This is a genomic window from Nonomuraea sp. NPDC047529 (genome assembly GCF_040642995.1).
Lineage (GTDB): Bacteria > Actinomycetota > Actinomycetes > Streptosporangiales > Streptosporangiaceae > Nonomuraea.
The window spans coordinates 75,881-90,510 of sequence record NZ_JBEYTJ010000018.1; the positions used below are offsets into that span (position 1 = coordinate 75,881).

Consider the following 14,630-nt stretch of genomic DNA (forward strand, 5'->3'; position numbering starts at 1 on the left):
CTCCGGCCCGCACCCGGCGACCGGCTTGCTCTGCGTGCGTGCCCGGCTCCGGCCCCCGGAGCCACCGCACCACGTTTCCGGCTCAGCCCTCGTGACCGGGCCGCCCGCGCTGATCGGGGTGGCGCCCGGAGGCGCCACCCCGATCACGGACGTGCGGTCGCGTCAGCCGCAGTGCTCGAAGGGGCTGTCGTACGCGGCCGAACCGACCGCGCCGCCCCACTTGACGCAGGTACGCGACGCCTTGGCCCGGACCGGACCGGCGTAGTACTGGTAGCTGCCCGCGTCGGTGGTCCGGGCCTTGCCCTTGACCTCCAGGTAGGCCCGCACGGCCGCCTTGCCGGAGCCGCTGTTGCGCAGCGTGGTGACGCAGTTCTGGCCAGTGGAGGCCGAGTACAGCAGCACGACGCGACCCTGGCTGCCGAGCGGCGCGGAGTCGATCTGCTTGAAGCCGGCGCCGCAGACCTGCTCGGCCGAGTACGGGTTGCCGCTGCCGCCGCCGGTGGGCTTGCCCGGGTTGCCGGGGGCGGGCGTGCCGCCGCCGCCGCCGCAGTTCTTCGACGTCAGCGTCTGGTGGCTGTAGCCGAAGGTGGAGCCGTTGAACTTGGCCGCCACGATCGAGCCGGACGACGTGCGCTGCTCGTAGTGCAGGTGGGCGATGATGCCCTTGTACTTGGCCGAGGTGTTGCCGACCTGACCGATCTGCTGGCCCTGGGCGACGTTCGCGCCCGCGGAGACCGCCCGCGACTTCATGTGGGCGTACAACGAGACGCTGCCGTCGGCGTGCCGGATCTTGACCACGTTGCCGAAGCCGTCGGTGGTCCGGTACTCCGACATGATCACCTTGCCGGCCGCCGAGGCCACCACGGTACGGCCGAGGTCGGCGTTTCCGTCGTTGTACCTGCCGTTGAAGTCGATCTCGTAGCCGGCGGTGTGCGCGCTGCTGTCGTTGCTGTCGCCGGTCCAGGTCTCACCGCACGGGAAAGGAAGCTGGTGGACGACGGCAGCGCTGGCGCTGGCGGCGCTCGTGCCGGCGAAGGGCAGCGCGGCGATGCCGCACACGCCCACAATCAGGGTCTTGATCCGCATATGGGAAAGGCTGCCATCCTGATCGACGGCGAGTCTAGATCATTCGCAAAGTGTTCACGCTAAAAGTCGATATTTGTCGATATTGTAGCCAGGACTGTGCAAAACGCAGTTTTCGGACAGGGAGGGTCAGATGGGCGCAGGGGAGAACTCCGCCCCTAACCTGGGGCAATCCTCGGCGAGTGCCCTCGGCGGCGGCGTCACGATCCGGTTCACCGACAAGAAGATCAGCAAGCTGGGCAGCGACATCGCCGACCAGGAACCCAACATGGGCAAGATCGAGACGAACACGAAGGGGATCACCATCGAATCCCCCGGGTTCGGCATTGTCGGTCTCGGCCTCTCGTACGCCCACGAGCAGATCAAGGATGGCGCGAGCGGCACGGTCGCCATGGCGAGGACCGTCCTGAAGGACTACAAGACCGCGCTGGAGAAGCTCGAGAAGAACTACGAGAAGGCCGACAAGGACAACGACGGCCTGATCAACGAGATCGGCGACGACGGTCCCGGCGGCCCCGGCGGTCCGGGCGGTCCCGGCCCCATCGACACCAATCTGGGTGGCGGTGGCGGTATGCCGAAGATGGACATGCCGGACAACAAGCTTCCGGACGACAAGTTGCCGGACAACAAGCTGCCCGACCAGAAGTTCCCCGACCAGAAGCTGCCGGACGACAAGTTCCCCGACCAGAAGCTTCCTGACCAGAAGCTGCCGGACAACAAGCTGCCCGACCAGAACCTCCCGAACTCCAACCTGCCCAACTCCAACCTGCCCGACCCCAACGCGGTGAACGCGAACCTCCCCAAGACGCCGTCCATCGAGGACCAGCTCAACCACAACACCGGCGTCCCGGACCTCAAGAACACCGTCCCGGACCCCTCGGCGACCAAGCTGTCCGGGTTCGACCCCACCGGTTTGAACTCCGCCATCCCCAGCACCGGCAACATGACCGGTATCCCGACCGACTACCCCACGTCCGGCGGCTACGGAAGCGGCTCCGCGGGCGGCGGGACCACGGCGGGGGCAGGCGCCGGCGCGGGCGGCCTGCGCGGCGCCGGCGCGGGCGCGGGCGGCATGTCGGGCATGCCCTTCATGCCCATGTCGGGCGGCGCGGCCGGCAACGAGCAGAACCGCGATCGGGACAAGGCGGAGTACGTACGCGGCGACGAGAACGACTGGCTCGACGACATGGACATCGCACCGCCGGTCCTCGGCGAGTGAGAAGGGAAACGACATGGCATACGAAGCGGATCGTTATCTCATCCTCGCCGCGGCCGGTGTGACGAGCGCGAACGCGGCGGTGCTCTTCGAGTATCCGGTGGCCAGGAACGTCGCGATGTTGGTCATCTCCCTCGTCTCGCACCCCGAAACCCTGATGAAGGCGGCCAAGGACTGGGCCTCGATGGACTTCGAGGCCGTGGCCAGGGACGTCGCCAAGCTCTCCGAGGAGATCGCCACCAAGGAGTACTGGACGGGGCCGGCCTGGGAGGTGTTCAAGGACTCCGCGCACGCCTTCGCCAAGCAGGTGGAGGCGTCGTCGACCTACTTCAAGAGCGTCTCCGGCGGCATGGACACGATCGGCACGCTCTACCACTACGCCGTCTACGTCGCCTGCCTGGCGGCCACCATCACGACGGCCCTCGCCGTGGCGAAGTGGATGACCTTCATCGTCCCCGTCTTCGCCGCGGTGGTGCTGCGGGGACAGATCAACGGCATGCTGATCGCGCTCGGCCAGATCCTCAGAGGCGTCGTCGGCAAGAACGTCAAGTCCGCCGCGATGCTCGCCGGCATCCTGGCCACCGTGAACGGCATGTGCGCCATGATGACCCAGTCCATCGACAAGGGCCGTCCCAAGGCCGACTTCGCCCCCAGCGACCTGGAGTACGTCGACAGGGGGAGCGACAGTGTCGGCACTCTTCAGCGGAAGAACGGCGGAATGCCGAGCATGAACCTGGGCGGCGGCCTCATCTAGCCCCTGCTCATCCCGCCCGGCGGCCCATGCGCGCCGCCGGGCGCCCGGCCGGAGTGCCCGGCCGCCTGTGCGCGCCGCCGGGCCGGGGTGTGCTTACTGGGCCGTCTTACTGGGCCGTCACCTGTACCGGCGAGCGCGCCGCCGTCGGGTCGAGCGCCGGGCCCTCCGGGATCAGGTGGACGAGGTTGTAGGGGACCGGCGCGACGTCCTCGGCGCCGTACCCCAGCTTGTTGATCTGGTCCCCGGACTGCAGCGGGAACTTCCTGCCCTGGTCGGTGAGCAGGAAGTAGGTCTGGACGAACGCCTTCTGGCCGTCACCCGGCAGCAGGCCGCCCAGCGCGGCCCCTCCGGCGGGCAGCAGCACCTGGTCGAAGTGCTCCTGGTCGCCCCGGGCGGTGGGCACGGGGATGGCCATCGTCGCGCCGACCGTGATCTTCGCCTGCGCCGAGCCGTTCTGGGTGTCGGCGTACACCGCGCACAGCGCCGCGGCGGAGGTGATCGTCTTCGGCAGGCTCGTCGGCAGGCCGCCGACCGTGAGGTTCTGGCGGGAGGTCCTGCCGTTCGCGGTGGCCGCGTCGATCTCGATCGGGACGGCGGCGCGCCTGCCGTACGCGGTCTTGGTCCTGGGGTCGGCGAGCAGCAGCGTGGCCTGGGTGAGGTTGACGGGGGCGAGCCCGTCGGCGAGCAGCACGTACCAGCGGTCGGGGGCCCCGCCCATGCCCTTCACGGTGTAGACCTGACCGACCGCGCCCTTCCCGCCCGCGGGGGCGACGGCGCGCCGGCCCAGGCCGGTGATCCCCGGCGGCATGAGGTCGGGGCCGGGGGGAATGGCGTTGATCCAGGTCGAGGGCACTTTTCTGGGATGCGCGTTGAGCGCGCGCACGCCGGTGTCGGACACCTTCATACGGTGGTCGTTCCAGATCACCCAGCCCTGCTGGCCGTCCGTGACGACCAGCGCGTCGCCGCCCACGGGTGTGCCGCCGACGTCCTGGCCGCCCACCAGCGTGACGTACGGTCCCCGCACCCCCGCCTGGGTCGGCTCGGTCACGCAGGCCGACCACGGGCCCTTGATCAGCTTCTCGCGGGCGGGAAGGCTGTCCGGCGCCCCCGCGATGCCCACCAGCGGCCCGCGTGGCAGCGTCGCCAGCGAGGCGGCGGAGACGTTGCGCACCTTGAAGTCGGTCGCGTCGAGCAGCAGCAGCGCCGAGACGTAGTTGGCGGTCGGCAGCAGCCGCGCCTGCTCCTGGCTGTAGACGTAGGTGGCGCCTGTCTCCTCCTCGACCAGGAGCTGCCCGGCCTCGGTCAGGTTCGTCGCCCCGCCCGGCTTGAGCAGCCCCCAGATCCCGAACACCGCCGCGATGAGCACGCCGACGAGCACGCCGCAGAACATCGCCACGTTGTGCCGCCGCATGGGCGTCTCCGGCACATCGGGCTCAGCCTGCAGCAACGCCATGCCCAGGCGCTGCTGCATCAGCCGATGAGCCTGGTAGAGGTCCTTCCGGGTCTGCATCTCACCTCTCCCGTATCGCAGGGATCAGCATAGAACGCTCTTGTGTCATGAACCCCTACGGAAGCAGCAAACCCCAATAGAACGCCCACGGAACGAAGGCCACGCCCGCCGCGACGAGCAGGCCCAGGCGTACCCGCTCGCCGGTCGCGCGCTCCTGCCGCCACCTGCGCGCGGCGAGCACCGTCGCCACGACGGTGGCCACCGCCAGGGCCTGGAGCGCCAGCCAGAGGAGCGGCCTGCCGAGGATCATCGGCCCCGGCGCGGCCAGTTTCCCGCCGGTCGAGATCAGGTAGAACAGGTACGCGAACCCGCCGAGCGCCGCCGCCGGCCCACCGGCACTGACCACCCGAGCCGCCCCCAGACCCCTCCCAGGTGCGCCGTACCCCACGCCGCGTCTCTGCCCAGGTGTGCCGTGCGCCGGGTCGCCGCCGCGCCTCCGGATCCTGCGGACCACGGCGACCAGCGGATACCCGGCGAACCCCACGAGGAACAGCGCCAGCGCCACCGACTGCGTGAAGGCCGACTCCCACCACGCGGGAGGCGGCACCCCGACGGAGTCGCTCGCCTGGACGGGCGCCGGCCCCGACACCTCCGCGACCGGAGCCCGCCCCGAGACCGCCTTCGCCACCCAGCTCCCCACCAGCTCGGCGTAGCCGGGAGCGAGCTCGGGCGACCGCGTGACGCCGCCGTCCGGGGTCAGGTGCGCCGCGTGATCGGCCCCCTCGAAGAACCGGAACGTATACCGCCTGTTGCCCCCCTTCTCCGACGCCGCGCGGAACACGGGCGGCGTCTCCCGGGGCGGGGTCAGCAGGTCGTGCACCCCCCAGATCGCCAGCACCGGCTGCCGCAGGCGGGCCAGGACCGCCACGGAGTCGTAGTAGGGCTCCGGGAACATGCCGCCGTCCGCGATCGCCCGGTACAGCTTCGGCTCGGCCTGATCGACCAGCGACCCGGCGACCCCCGCCTTGCGCAACCCGGCCGCCACGGCCCACGTCTGCTGCCGCAACGGCTGCAGCGCGTTGGCCCCGACCACCACCACGAACGCGATCTCCTTGGACTTCGAGGCGGCCAGCGGCGCGACCCACCCGCCTTCGCTGAGCCCCCAGATGCCGACCTTGCCGGGATCGACCCCCGGTTCCTTCCGCAGGGTCGCGACCGCGCCGAGTGCGTCCTCGGAGAGCTGCTCGTACGACCGCTGGAACAGCGAGTACCCCTCCGAGCGCTTGTCGTAGACCAGGACCGACAGGCCCTGCCGGGCGAAGGCGACGGCCTCGCCCAGCAGCTTCTCCCGGGGCGTGCCCGTCCCCGCGCCATGCACGAGCACGACCCCGGCCCGCCCGCCCGTGCCGGTGCCGCTCCGACCCGCCTGCCCGCCCGTGCCCTGGGGCGGGGACGTCGCGCCGCTGCCGGACGGGCTGATCACGCTGCCGCGCAGCTCCAGCCCACCGCTGCCGCGAAAGCTCACGTCGTGGACCGCCAGGTCACCGGGCACCGCCGGCCCCGCACGATCGACCAGGACCGATCCGGCTCCCACGGTCCGCCCGGCGACGGCCGTCCCGGCCTTGGGGACGAGGTCAACGGCGGCGGCCCGAGCCAGTCCGGGCGTGTTCAGCCATAACAGGACACCGGCGACGGCACTGAGGAAGACCGCGGCGGCGGCCGTAAGAATTCTCCGCATACCGCCGACGTTAGTCTGCAGAGAGTTCTCGGCAAAGAGATGTCTGCAGATATCGTTCTCAAGGACTAGCCTGCTCCTCATGAAGGATGACGAGCCCCTGGTGCTCCACGACCCCGACCGGCTCAAGGCACTGGCCCATCCCATGCGCCGCCGCATGCTGACCCACCTGAACATCCACGGCCCCGCCACCTCCACCACCCTCGGCGAACTGCTCGGCGCGAAGACCGGCACCACCAGCTACCACCTGCGCCAACTGGAGAAGTACGGCTTCATCGAGGAGATCCCCGAACGCTCCTCCGGCCGCGAACGCTGGTGGCGCCGCGCCCAGCTCCCCAGGGACATCCGCCTCCCCGATCCGGGCGAACTCGGGCCGGAGGAGCAGGCCGTCCTGATCGAGTTCCACAGGATCGGGCTGGAGGAGGACCGCGCCCTGCTGGACCGCCTCCCCGCCGCCTTCCAGGCCGACCCCGACTGGGTCAAGGGCTCCCGAGGGCTCGCCCGCATGACCAAGGACGAGCTGAGGGAGTTCCACGACGCCTACGTGGCCCTGCTCCTGAAATACAGCCACCCGGCGGACGAAGCCCCACCCGACGCCCGCCCGCTGTACGTCCGCATGTACACCCTCCCGGCGGACGAGGACTGACCCCCGGCGCGGCCCGGAAGTGGGCAGTGGTCAGGAGGTGTCGGGGAGGGCCGTCTGGACAGGGGTGACGTTGCCGGTGGTGACCAGGAGGCCGCGCCCCGGAGGACCGCCGCCGGCCCCGCGGGGCAGCCGGATGCCGAACAGGTCGCCGTCGGTCGGGCCCTGGACCGACAGGAGCACCCCCGTACGGGACTTGCGGGTCTCGGCCACGAACCCGCGGTAGACGACCGCCAGATCACCGGTGGCACCGGCGATCAGCAGGCCGTGATCGCCGTCCCGGCCGGAGCGCAGGACCTCCTCCAAGGCGGTTCCCAGCGGTGAGTCCGGGTTGACCAGCTCGGCGTCGTCCACCACCACGACGTACTGGCTCAGGTCTGCGACCAGTTCGGGCAGGTTCGTGGCGTTCCCGTCGAGCACGGCCACGGCGTCCGCCAGCTCGCGCAGCGGGCTCCGCCTGGGCGCGACGGCGATGACCGGCGTGCCCGCGGCGACGAGCGACCGCGCGGCCGTGACCAGCACGGACGACCGCCCCGAACGCGACGGCCCCGCGACCACCGCGCCCGGTCCGTGGGCCAGCAGGTCGAAACCGAGCGGGGTGAGCGCGTCCCCACCCGCGCCGACCAGCGCCCACAGCGGTGACGGCGGCGTGAACGCGGGATCGAGGTCCATCGTCTGGGAGGCGGTGATCCGCATCGGGAGCGCGTCGACGCGCAGCGGCCGCTCGCCCTCCCGGCCTCGGCCGTCGAGCCCCGCGGACTGCGGGCTCGCGGAGCGGGCCAGGGCCTGGAGGGCGGCGACCTGGGCCGGGCCCGCGGGATCGGCGGACAGGAGGGCGATGTGGTGTTCGGTGATGCCGTGCTCGCCCAGCGACAGGGCGCGTCCCGGAGGCATGGACGCGGGCAGGCCCTTGAGCGGGAAACCGGCCAAGCCGTAGTCGGACGGGTCGGCCAGACGCAGGAGAAGGCGGTCGTCGAAGACCGTCGAGACCTGGCCGAGCAGGCCCGACCGGTCGCTGGTGACCACCGCCCGCAACCCCACCGCCGGGCCCTCGCGCAGGAGCTGGAGCAGGGCTTCGATCAGACGCCCGTAGTCGTAGCTCTCGAACGCGGCGACGAAGCCCTCCCAGCGGTCGAGCATGAGCACCAGCCAGGGCAGGCGGTGCCCGGCCTGGCGGTATTCGGCCAGCGAGGCGTGGCCCGCCTCGGCCAGGAGCTGCTGGCGGCGGCCCACCTCGGCGCGCAGGCGGCCGAGCAGGCGCTCGACCCGTTCGATCTGGTCGCGGGTGACGACGGCCCCGCAGTGAGGCATCGCCATGACGGGCAGCAGCGCGCCCGAGCCGCAGTCGATGGCATGGACGTGCACGTCGGCGGGCGACGTCCGGGCCGCGATCGCGCCCGCGATCGTGCGCAACGCCGTCGAACGGCCGCTGCGGGGGGCGCCCGCGATCAGCAGATGGCCCCCGTTGGCCAGGTCGAGCGCCAGCGGGCACCGATCCTGCCGCCACGGACGATCGGTCACCCCGAACGCCAACGCCCCCACCTCGGAGAACCCCTCGGCCGCGCCTTCCGGTGACATGGGCTCGCCGAGCGGCGGCGGGCCGGTGGGGGGCAGGTCGAGGACCAGCTGGGTGGGCAGAGGGTCCAGCCACGGGCTCGGCTGGGCCGGGACGCCCGCCAACCGGCCGGCCTCGATGAGCGCGTCGGCCACCAGCCCGAGGTCGGTGCCCGCCGACTCCTCCTCCGGCTCCGGAGGCGGCGGCAGGGCCCTGCCGAGCGAACGCCAGTCGACCTCCAGCACGCGCACGCGCCGGGCCGGGCCACCGGCGGACGGCGTGCGGGCGGGGCTGCGCCCGCCGACCCGGGCCGTCTGGACGGCGACCGCCGCCCCCGCCCCCGACCGCACGTAACACCGCCCAGGGGTGGACTTGGAGATCGCGGCCGCGTCGGGAAGGTCGATGACGTCGGTGGACTCGGCCGGCTCGGTCACCCGCAGCGCGATCCGCAGCGACGTGTTGGCCTGGATGTCGGCCGTGACCACGCCGGCCGGCCGCTGGGTGGCCAGGATCAGGTGGATGCCCAGCGAACGGCCGCGCCGCGCGATGTCCACCAGGCCGGCCACGAAGTCGGGCAGCTCGGCCACCAGCGCGGCGAACTCGTCGATGATCAGCACCAGGCGCGGCAGGGGCGCCTCGCCGGCGTAGTCGTCGATGTCCTTCGCGCCCGCCGCCAGCAGCAGGTGCTCCCTGCGCCGGATCTCGGCCGCCAGCGAGTCGAGAGCCCGCTGGGTCAGGTGCCCGTCGAGGTCGCTGACCATGCCGACCGTGTGCGGCAGGCGTACGCACTCCTTGAAGGCGGCCCCGCCCTTGTAGTCGATCAGCACGAACGTGAGCTGGTCGGGCCGGTTGGCCACCGCCAGCGAGCAGATCAGGGTCTGCAGCAGCTCGGACTTGCCCGCGCCGGTGGTGCCGGCGATCAGCCCGTGGGGGCCGTCGAACTTGAGGTCGACCGAGAACGGGCCGTCGGGGCCGACGCCGATCAGCGCCTGGGTCGTGCCGTGGGCCCGCCACCGGCTCGCCAGCTCCTTGCCGGCGGGCTCGGGCATGCCCATCAGGTCGAGCAGGCGCACGGCTCCGGGCAGGTTGCCCGCCGGATCGTCCCTGCTCACGTCACGGATCGGGGACAGGGCCCTGGCCAGCCGGTCGCACCAGGCGGACGAGACCAGGTCGCCCAGCACCGGCCCGATCACGTCGAGACCCCCGCCGAGCAGGCGGACGAGGCCGTCGGAGCCGCACGCCGCCACCGTCTGGCACTCCTCGGGCAGCAGCCGCTGGTCGTCGTCGATGGCCAGGGTGAACACCCCGGTACGGGGGCCCTGCCGCAGGACCTGGGGCATGTTGGGCAGGCCGCGCAGGATCTGGGCGCCGTCGAGGATCACCAGCACGTCATGGGGACGCACGTCGTAGGAGGAGAAGCTGGGCTTCTCGGGACCGCCCAGATCGTCCCAGCCTGTGGGGATCTTGCCGAACTCGGGGATGGCGGTGTTCTGGCGTTCGTCGATGAGCGCGGCCAGCTCGGCGACGCGGCGGGCGGCCGACTCCGGGTCGGTGCCGACCAGGGCCACGCAGTCGTCGCCGGAACGCGGGGCGCAGTGCGGCAGCCAGCGTGTCCAGCCCCAGCGGCGTTCGCCGTCGGCGCGCGCGGACACGACCACGATGGCCAGGTCGCGCGGGCTGTGCAGGGTGGCGGCCTGGGCGATCAGCCAGCCGGCCAGGCTGGTCGCGGCCTCACGGGGGCCGGTGACGCCCGCGACGCCGAGCCGGCGCATGGCCAGCGCGACCGGCACGGCCCGGCAGAGCGGCGGGTCGATGGGGCCGCCCTGCTCCTCCGACAGGTCGAGGTTGGCGGGCAGGTCGGCGAGGCCGACGCGCAGCCGCAACGAGTCGGCGTCGTGGATCCTGCGCTCCCACAGCCGCCTGCGCGGCCCGGTGGCGGTGAGCAGGACCTGGGCCGGGTCGGGCGCGTCGGACCGGCGCGCGGCCTCGTCGGCGACCCTGGCCTGCTCGACCTCCTCGTCGTAGGCCCGGACCCGTTCGCCGAACTCCTTGAGCGCCTGCTTGTGCTTCTTCCTGCCGTGGCGGCGGTCGCTGACCCACTGGCCGATCATGATGATCGGCGTCATCAGGGCGACGAGCAGGTAGTAGGGGGCGCGCAGGGCGAAGGCCAGCGTCACGCCGAGCACGGCGGGCAGGAGGGCGGCCAGCAACTGCAGCCGCATGCCCTCGGCCCTGGTCGGCTCCTTGGGCTTGACGAACTTGCGCGCGGGCTCCGGACGGCGCAGCCTGGGCGGCCGGTTGTAGGCGAGGCCGCCCTCGCTCCTGGGGGCGAGGTGGGCGTCCTTCGGCTCGATCGAGGTCAGCACGAACACCGACGATCCGCAGGTCAGGACCGCCTGGTCGGGCCACTCGGCGGGCTCGGCGAGCGCCCTGCCGTCGAGCTCGGGAGTCTCGCCCTGTTCGGCGGCGAGCTCGGCCGCCTCCCGCTCGGCGACCCGCGCGGTCAGCTCGGCGACCTCCTCGGCCCACCGCCCCTTGAGCTTGAGCCTGGAGGTCTGCCCGGGGCCCTGTCTGGACGCCCGCTCGACGGTGATCGCGTCGGGCGTCACGCGCACGGCGACGGCCTCGGCGGCCAGGAGGGGGTCGGCGACCGCCATCGCGCACGTCGGGTCGGACCCGATGACGTGCACGCCCAGCCCCAGGCGGTGGACAGTGCCCGCCGCCGGGCCGCCGATCACGCGGACCTCGGCCACTCCGCCGGGCTCCTCGACGACGGTGGCGCGGGCCAGGCGCGGGTCGAGCGTGACCTTGTCACCGTCGCGCAGGACGGCCGCCGCCACGGCACGCGGATCAAGGGGACGCCCGTCGCGCCAGAGCAGGGCGCCGGAGTCACCGGGCACGCCGGCGGGGGCGTCGAGCCGGTCGGGGACGCGCGGACGGGGGATGCGCGTCTCGACCCGGCCCCGCACCTCGGCCTCGGCCTCGGCCTCGGGCGACAGGCCGTAGGGCGCGCGTGTCCTCGGCAGGTGGACGACCTTCGCCATGGACGTGCGCCCGCTCAGCGCCTCGGTCACCCCGGCCACCGTGGCGCCGTCGTCGCCGTCGATCACCACGTCACGGTCGCCCTGCTCGCCGAGCACGGTGAGCATGATCCGCATGTGCCGTCTCCTCGCTCGACCTCGGGCGCCAAGGTAGCGCCAGAAGCGAGAGTAGGCGTCCTGGTTGACGCCAACGGCATGAGAACGCGTTCCTGTGGATAACTCGCCCGCCCACACAGGAGCAATTCTGATAAACCTGGGACCAGCGTGACCGAAGACAAAATTGTGACTACCATGCCGATAAATCGGTATTCGTCAACTTGGTAGAGATAATAGGCATCGATTGTTCCGGGTTGACATCACGCCACCTGCGAAACAAGCATGGGTCCTCGCATTCCGCCCACGCCTCACCCGGGCGCCCCACATAATGGGCGTGAATTCCGCATTTCACAATGGGAGCCCCCCACCCATGAGGACCAGTGAAAAACCTGTCGCCGACAACGCGGCGGGGTTGTCCGGCCCGGCCTCGCGCAAGCTCCCCGTGCCCCCACGCGAACGCAAGCCGGCCCTCGCCGCGCTGGCCGTCCTGCTCATTCTCGGCGGCGCGCTGGCCACCACGCTGCTCGTCCTGCGCAGTGGCGACCGCGTCTCCGCCATCAGGATCACCCAGCAGGTCGGCGCAGGCCAGAAGTTCGTGGACGGCATGCTCGAAGAGGTGAAGATCGCCTCGGACACGGGCGTCGACTACGTCCCCTGGTCCCGTCGGGGCGAGGTGACCAAGAGCTTCGCGGCGGTCACGATCCTGCCGGGCACCCTGCTGACCAACCGGATGGGCAGCAAGGCCAGCGACGAGCTCGGCCCGGGGAAGGCCACCGTCGGCCTGTCCCTCAAACCCGGCCAAATGCCCGCCGGAATTGAACAGGGCGACCGCGTCCAGGTGGTGTACGTGCCGAACCGTACGGCTCAGGGGCAAAGCCGCGTGCTCGCCGAGAGCGCGCTCGTGTTCAGCACGGGCGACAAGAGCAGAACCGGCGGTAATTCCGGGCAGATCACCGTGATCGTTGATTCGTCCGACTCGCCACAAATACTCGCCTACGCCTCCAGCGGAGAGATCGCGGTGGCCGAGCTTCCGGGAGCGCGCTGACGTGGCGCTGATCGTTCTGGCCGCCGACAAGGGCGCGCCCGGCGTGACCACCGCGGCCACGGCCCTCGCGGCGGTGTGGCCGCGGCCCGTGCTGCTGGCCGAGTGCGACCCGGCCGGAGGCGACCTCGCCTACCGGCTGCCGGCCGCCGACGGCGGCGTGCTCAACCCGGGCAAGGGCCTGCTCACACTCGGCGCGACCGCCCGCAGGGGCCTCGAACCCGCCCAGATCCACCAGCACACGCAGAAGATCATCGGCGGGCTCGACGTGCTGGCCGGGCTGACGCACGGCGAGCAGGCGGCCGGGCTCACCTGGCTCTGGGGCCCGCTGGGCAGGTCGCTGGCCGCCATCCCCGACGCCGACGTGATCGCCGACTGCGGCCGGCTGGGCTCCCACCCCCAGATCGCCGACCTCCTGGCCGAGGCCGAGCAGGTGCTCCTGCTCACCAGAGCCACCCTCGACCACGTCGCCCACCTGCGCGAACGCCTCCAGATCACCAAGGCGCACGGCGTCGTCGTGATCGCCGACCCGCGCAACTACCGGGCCTCCATCGAGGACGTGCGCCGGATCGTCGGCCCCATCGTCCAGTTCGTCCACGGGCTGGCCCACGATTCCAAGGGCGCGGAGCTGCTGCGCGGCCAGTGGGGCGGCCGGCTCGACCGGTCCCTGCTGATCCGTACGGCCCGCGACCTGGCCGCGAGGCTGGTGAGCCACCGATGATCGACCACACGCTCGTCAAACGCTTCCGCCAGGAGGTCGGCGACCGGCTGGCCCACCAGCGCCGGATCGACCAGGCGAGCGGCGTCCCGCCGATGTCCGGCGAGGACGAGCGGCAGTTCGCCAGGGCGCTGATCTCGCAGGTGCTGGAGGAGCACGCGCGCAACGAGATCGGCCTCGGCCGCACGCCGCCCACCATCGAGGAGGAGGAGGGCCTGGCGGCCGGCATCCACGCCGCGCTGTTCGGCGTCGGCCGCCTCCAGCCGCTGCTCGACGACCCCGAGGTCGAGAACATCGACATCAACGGCTGCGACCGCGTGTTCGTCAGCTACGCCGACGGCCAGGAGATCATGCACGACCCGGTCGCCGAGTCCGACGACGAGCTGGTCGAGCTGATCCAGATCCTGGCGGCGTACTCGGGGCTGTCCAGCAGACCGTTCGACACCGCCAATCCCCAGCTCGACCTGCGGCTGCCCGACGGCTCCCGGCTGAGCGCGGTGATGGACGTCACCGTGCGCCCGGCCGTGTCGATCCGCCGGTCCCGCCTCGGCAAGGTCTTCCTGTCCGACCTGACCGGCAACGGCACGATCAGCCCGGAGGTCGGGAGGTTCCTGACGGCGGCCGTCGCCGCCCGCAAGAACCTCATGATCGCCGGGTCCACCAACGCCGGCAAGACCACCCTGCTGCGGGCGCTGGCCAACGAGATCCCGGCCACCGAGCGCCTGATCACCGTCGAACGCGCCCTGGAGCTTGGCCTCGACCAGTTCTCCGAGCTCCACCCCAACGTGGTCGCCTTCGAGCAGCGCCTGCCCAACTCCGAGGGCCAGGGCGAGATCTCCATGGCCGAGCTGGTCAGGCGCTCGCTGCGGATGAACCCCAGCCGCGTCATCGTCGGCGAGGTGCTGGGCGACGAGATCGTCACCATGCTCAACGCGATGACCCAGGGCAACGACGGCTCACTGTCGACGATCCACGCCAACTCCAGCATGGAGGTCTTCAACCGCATCGCCACCTACGCCCTCCAGGCCGGCGAGCGCCTCCCCATCGACGCCACCCACATGCTCATCGCGGGCGCGATCGACTTCGTCGTCTTCATCGAGAAGCGCAACGACTACCACGTCGGCGGCACCCTGCGCCGCTACGTCTCCAGCATCCGCGAGGTCAACGGCTGCGACGGCCGCGTGCTGTCGAGCGAGGTGTTCGCGCCGGGCCCCGACGGCACGGCCGTGCCGCACGCGCCGGTCTCGTGCCTGGAGGAGCTCATCGCCCACGGCTACAACCCGGGAGGCTGGTGAGG

The 14,630-nt window shown here is 71.7% G+C and carries 10 protein-coding genes; 6 read left to right on the plus strand and 4 right to left on the minus strand.

Features of this window, described 5'->3' with window-relative positions:
* Positions 1 to 162: 162 nt before the first annotated feature.
* A complete protein-coding gene (locus ABZ815_RS26910; protein ID WP_357702527.1) occupies positions 163 to 1,086 on the minus strand; it encodes a M23 family metallopeptidase in 924 nt (307 codons plus the stop codon).
* A gap of 130 nt (positions 1,087 to 1,216) precedes the next feature.
* Between ABZ815_RS26910 and ABZ815_RS26915 the strand changes: the two genes are divergently transcribed.
* Positions 1,217 to 2,302 carry a hypothetical protein gene (locus ABZ815_RS26915; RefSeq protein WP_357702529.1) on the plus strand — a complete coding sequence of 362 codons (1,086 nt, stop codon included), beginning with the start codon at positions 1,217 to 1,219 and terminating at the stop codon, positions 2,300 to 2,302.
* 13 nt (positions 2,303 to 2,315) lie between these two features.
* Positions 2,316 to 3,053: a hypothetical protein gene (locus tag ABZ815_RS26920; protein WP_357702531.1), complete on the plus strand. Its 738-nt coding sequence runs from the start codon at positions 2,316 to 2,318 to the stop codon at positions 3,051 to 3,053.
* Between the two features lie 106 nt (positions 3,054 to 3,159).
* On the opposite strand, the gene eccB is transcribed toward ABZ815_RS26920, so the two are convergent.
* Together eccB and ABZ815_RS26930 are read right to left on the minus strand one after the other, a co-directional pair.
* A complete protein-coding gene (gene eccB, locus ABZ815_RS26925; protein ID WP_357702533.1) occupies positions 3,160 to 4,563 on the minus strand; it encodes a type VII secretion protein EccB in 1,404 nt (467 codons plus the stop codon).
* Positions 4,564 to 4,618: 55 nt separating this feature from the next.
* Positions 4,619 to 6,241, minus strand: coding sequence for a prolyl oligopeptidase family serine peptidase (locus tag ABZ815_RS26930; RefSeq protein WP_357702535.1), 1,623 nt, complete (start codon positions 6,239 to 6,241; stop codon positions 4,619 to 4,621).
* A 79-nt stretch (positions 6,242 to 6,320) separates the two neighbouring features.
* Here ABZ815_RS26930 and ABZ815_RS26935 point away from each other — a divergent pair, with 79 nt between their 5' ends.
* Positions 6,321 to 6,884, plus strand: a complete 564-nt coding sequence (locus ABZ815_RS26935; RefSeq protein ID WP_357702537.1) for a helix-turn-helix domain-containing protein — start codon at positions 6,321 to 6,323, stop codon at positions 6,882 to 6,884.
* Between the two features lie 30 nt (positions 6,885 to 6,914).
* On the opposite strand, the gene ABZ815_RS26940 is transcribed toward ABZ815_RS26935, so the two are convergent.
* A complete protein-coding gene (locus tag ABZ815_RS26940; RefSeq protein ID WP_357702539.1) occupies positions 6,915 to 11,594 on the minus strand; it encodes an FtsK/SpoIIIE domain-containing protein in 4,680 nt (1,559 codons plus the stop codon).
* Positions 11,595 to 11,943: 349 nt separating this feature from the next.
* On the opposite strand from ABZ815_RS26940, the gene ABZ815_RS26945 reads away from it, so the two are divergent.
* The 3 genes from ABZ815_RS26945 to ABZ815_RS26955 are packed head-to-tail and all read left to right on the plus strand — an operon-like array spanning position 11,944 to position 14,628.
* Positions 11,944 to 12,618, plus strand: coding sequence for a hypothetical protein (locus ABZ815_RS26945; RefSeq protein ID WP_357702541.1), 675 nt, complete (start codon positions 11,944 to 11,946; stop codon positions 12,616 to 12,618).
* Between the two features lies 1 nt (position 12,619).
* Positions 12,620 to 13,336 (plus strand): hypothetical protein, encoded by a 717-nt coding sequence (locus tag ABZ815_RS26950; protein ID WP_357702543.1) that lies wholly within the window; start codon positions 12,620 to 12,622, stop codon positions 13,334 to 13,336.
* Positions 13,333 to 14,628 (plus strand): ATPase, T2SS/T4P/T4SS family, encoded by a 1,296-nt coding sequence (locus ABZ815_RS26955; RefSeq protein ID WP_357702545.1) that lies wholly within the window; start codon positions 13,333 to 13,335, stop codon positions 14,626 to 14,628. The genes ABZ815_RS26950 and ABZ815_RS26955 overlap by 4 nt, the downstream gene beginning before the upstream one ends.
* Positions 14,629 to 14,630 lie beyond the last annotated feature (2 nt).

Excerpts from the sequence above, each read along its gene's own strand:
- ABZ815_RS26910 (WP_357702527.1), bottom strand. The coding sequence starts at position 1,086 with ATGCGGATCAAGACCCTGATTGTGGGCGTGTGCGGCATCGCCGCGCTG.
- ABZ815_RS26915 (WP_357702529.1), top strand. The coding sequence starts at position 1,217 with ATGGGCGCAGGGGAGAACTCCGCCCCTAACCTGGGGCAATCCTCGGCG.
- ABZ815_RS26920 (WP_357702531.1), top strand. The coding sequence starts at position 2,316 with ATGGCATACGAAGCGGATCGTTATCTCATCCTCGCCGCGGCCGGTGTG.
- eccB (WP_357702533.1), bottom strand. The coding sequence starts at position 4,563 with ATGCAGACCCGGAAGGACCTCTACCAGGCTCATCGGCTGATGCAGCAG.
- ABZ815_RS26930 (WP_357702535.1), bottom strand. The coding sequence starts at position 6,241 with ATGCGGAGAATTCTTACGGCCGCCGCCGCGGTCTTCCTCAGTGCCGTC.
- ABZ815_RS26935 (WP_357702537.1), top strand. The coding sequence starts at position 6,321 with ATGAAGGATGACGAGCCCCTGGTGCTCCACGACCCCGACCGGCTCAAG.
- ABZ815_RS26940 (WP_357702539.1), bottom strand. The coding sequence starts at position 11,594 with ATGCGGATCATGCTCACCGTGCTCGGCGAGCAGGGCGACCGTGACGTG.
- ABZ815_RS26945 (WP_357702541.1), top strand. The coding sequence starts at position 11,944 with ATGAGGACCAGTGAAAAACCTGTCGCCGACAACGCGGCGGGGTTGTCC.
- ABZ815_RS26955 (WP_357702545.1), top strand. The coding sequence starts at position 13,333 with ATGATCGACCACACGCTCGTCAAACGCTTCCGCCAGGAGGTCGGCGAC.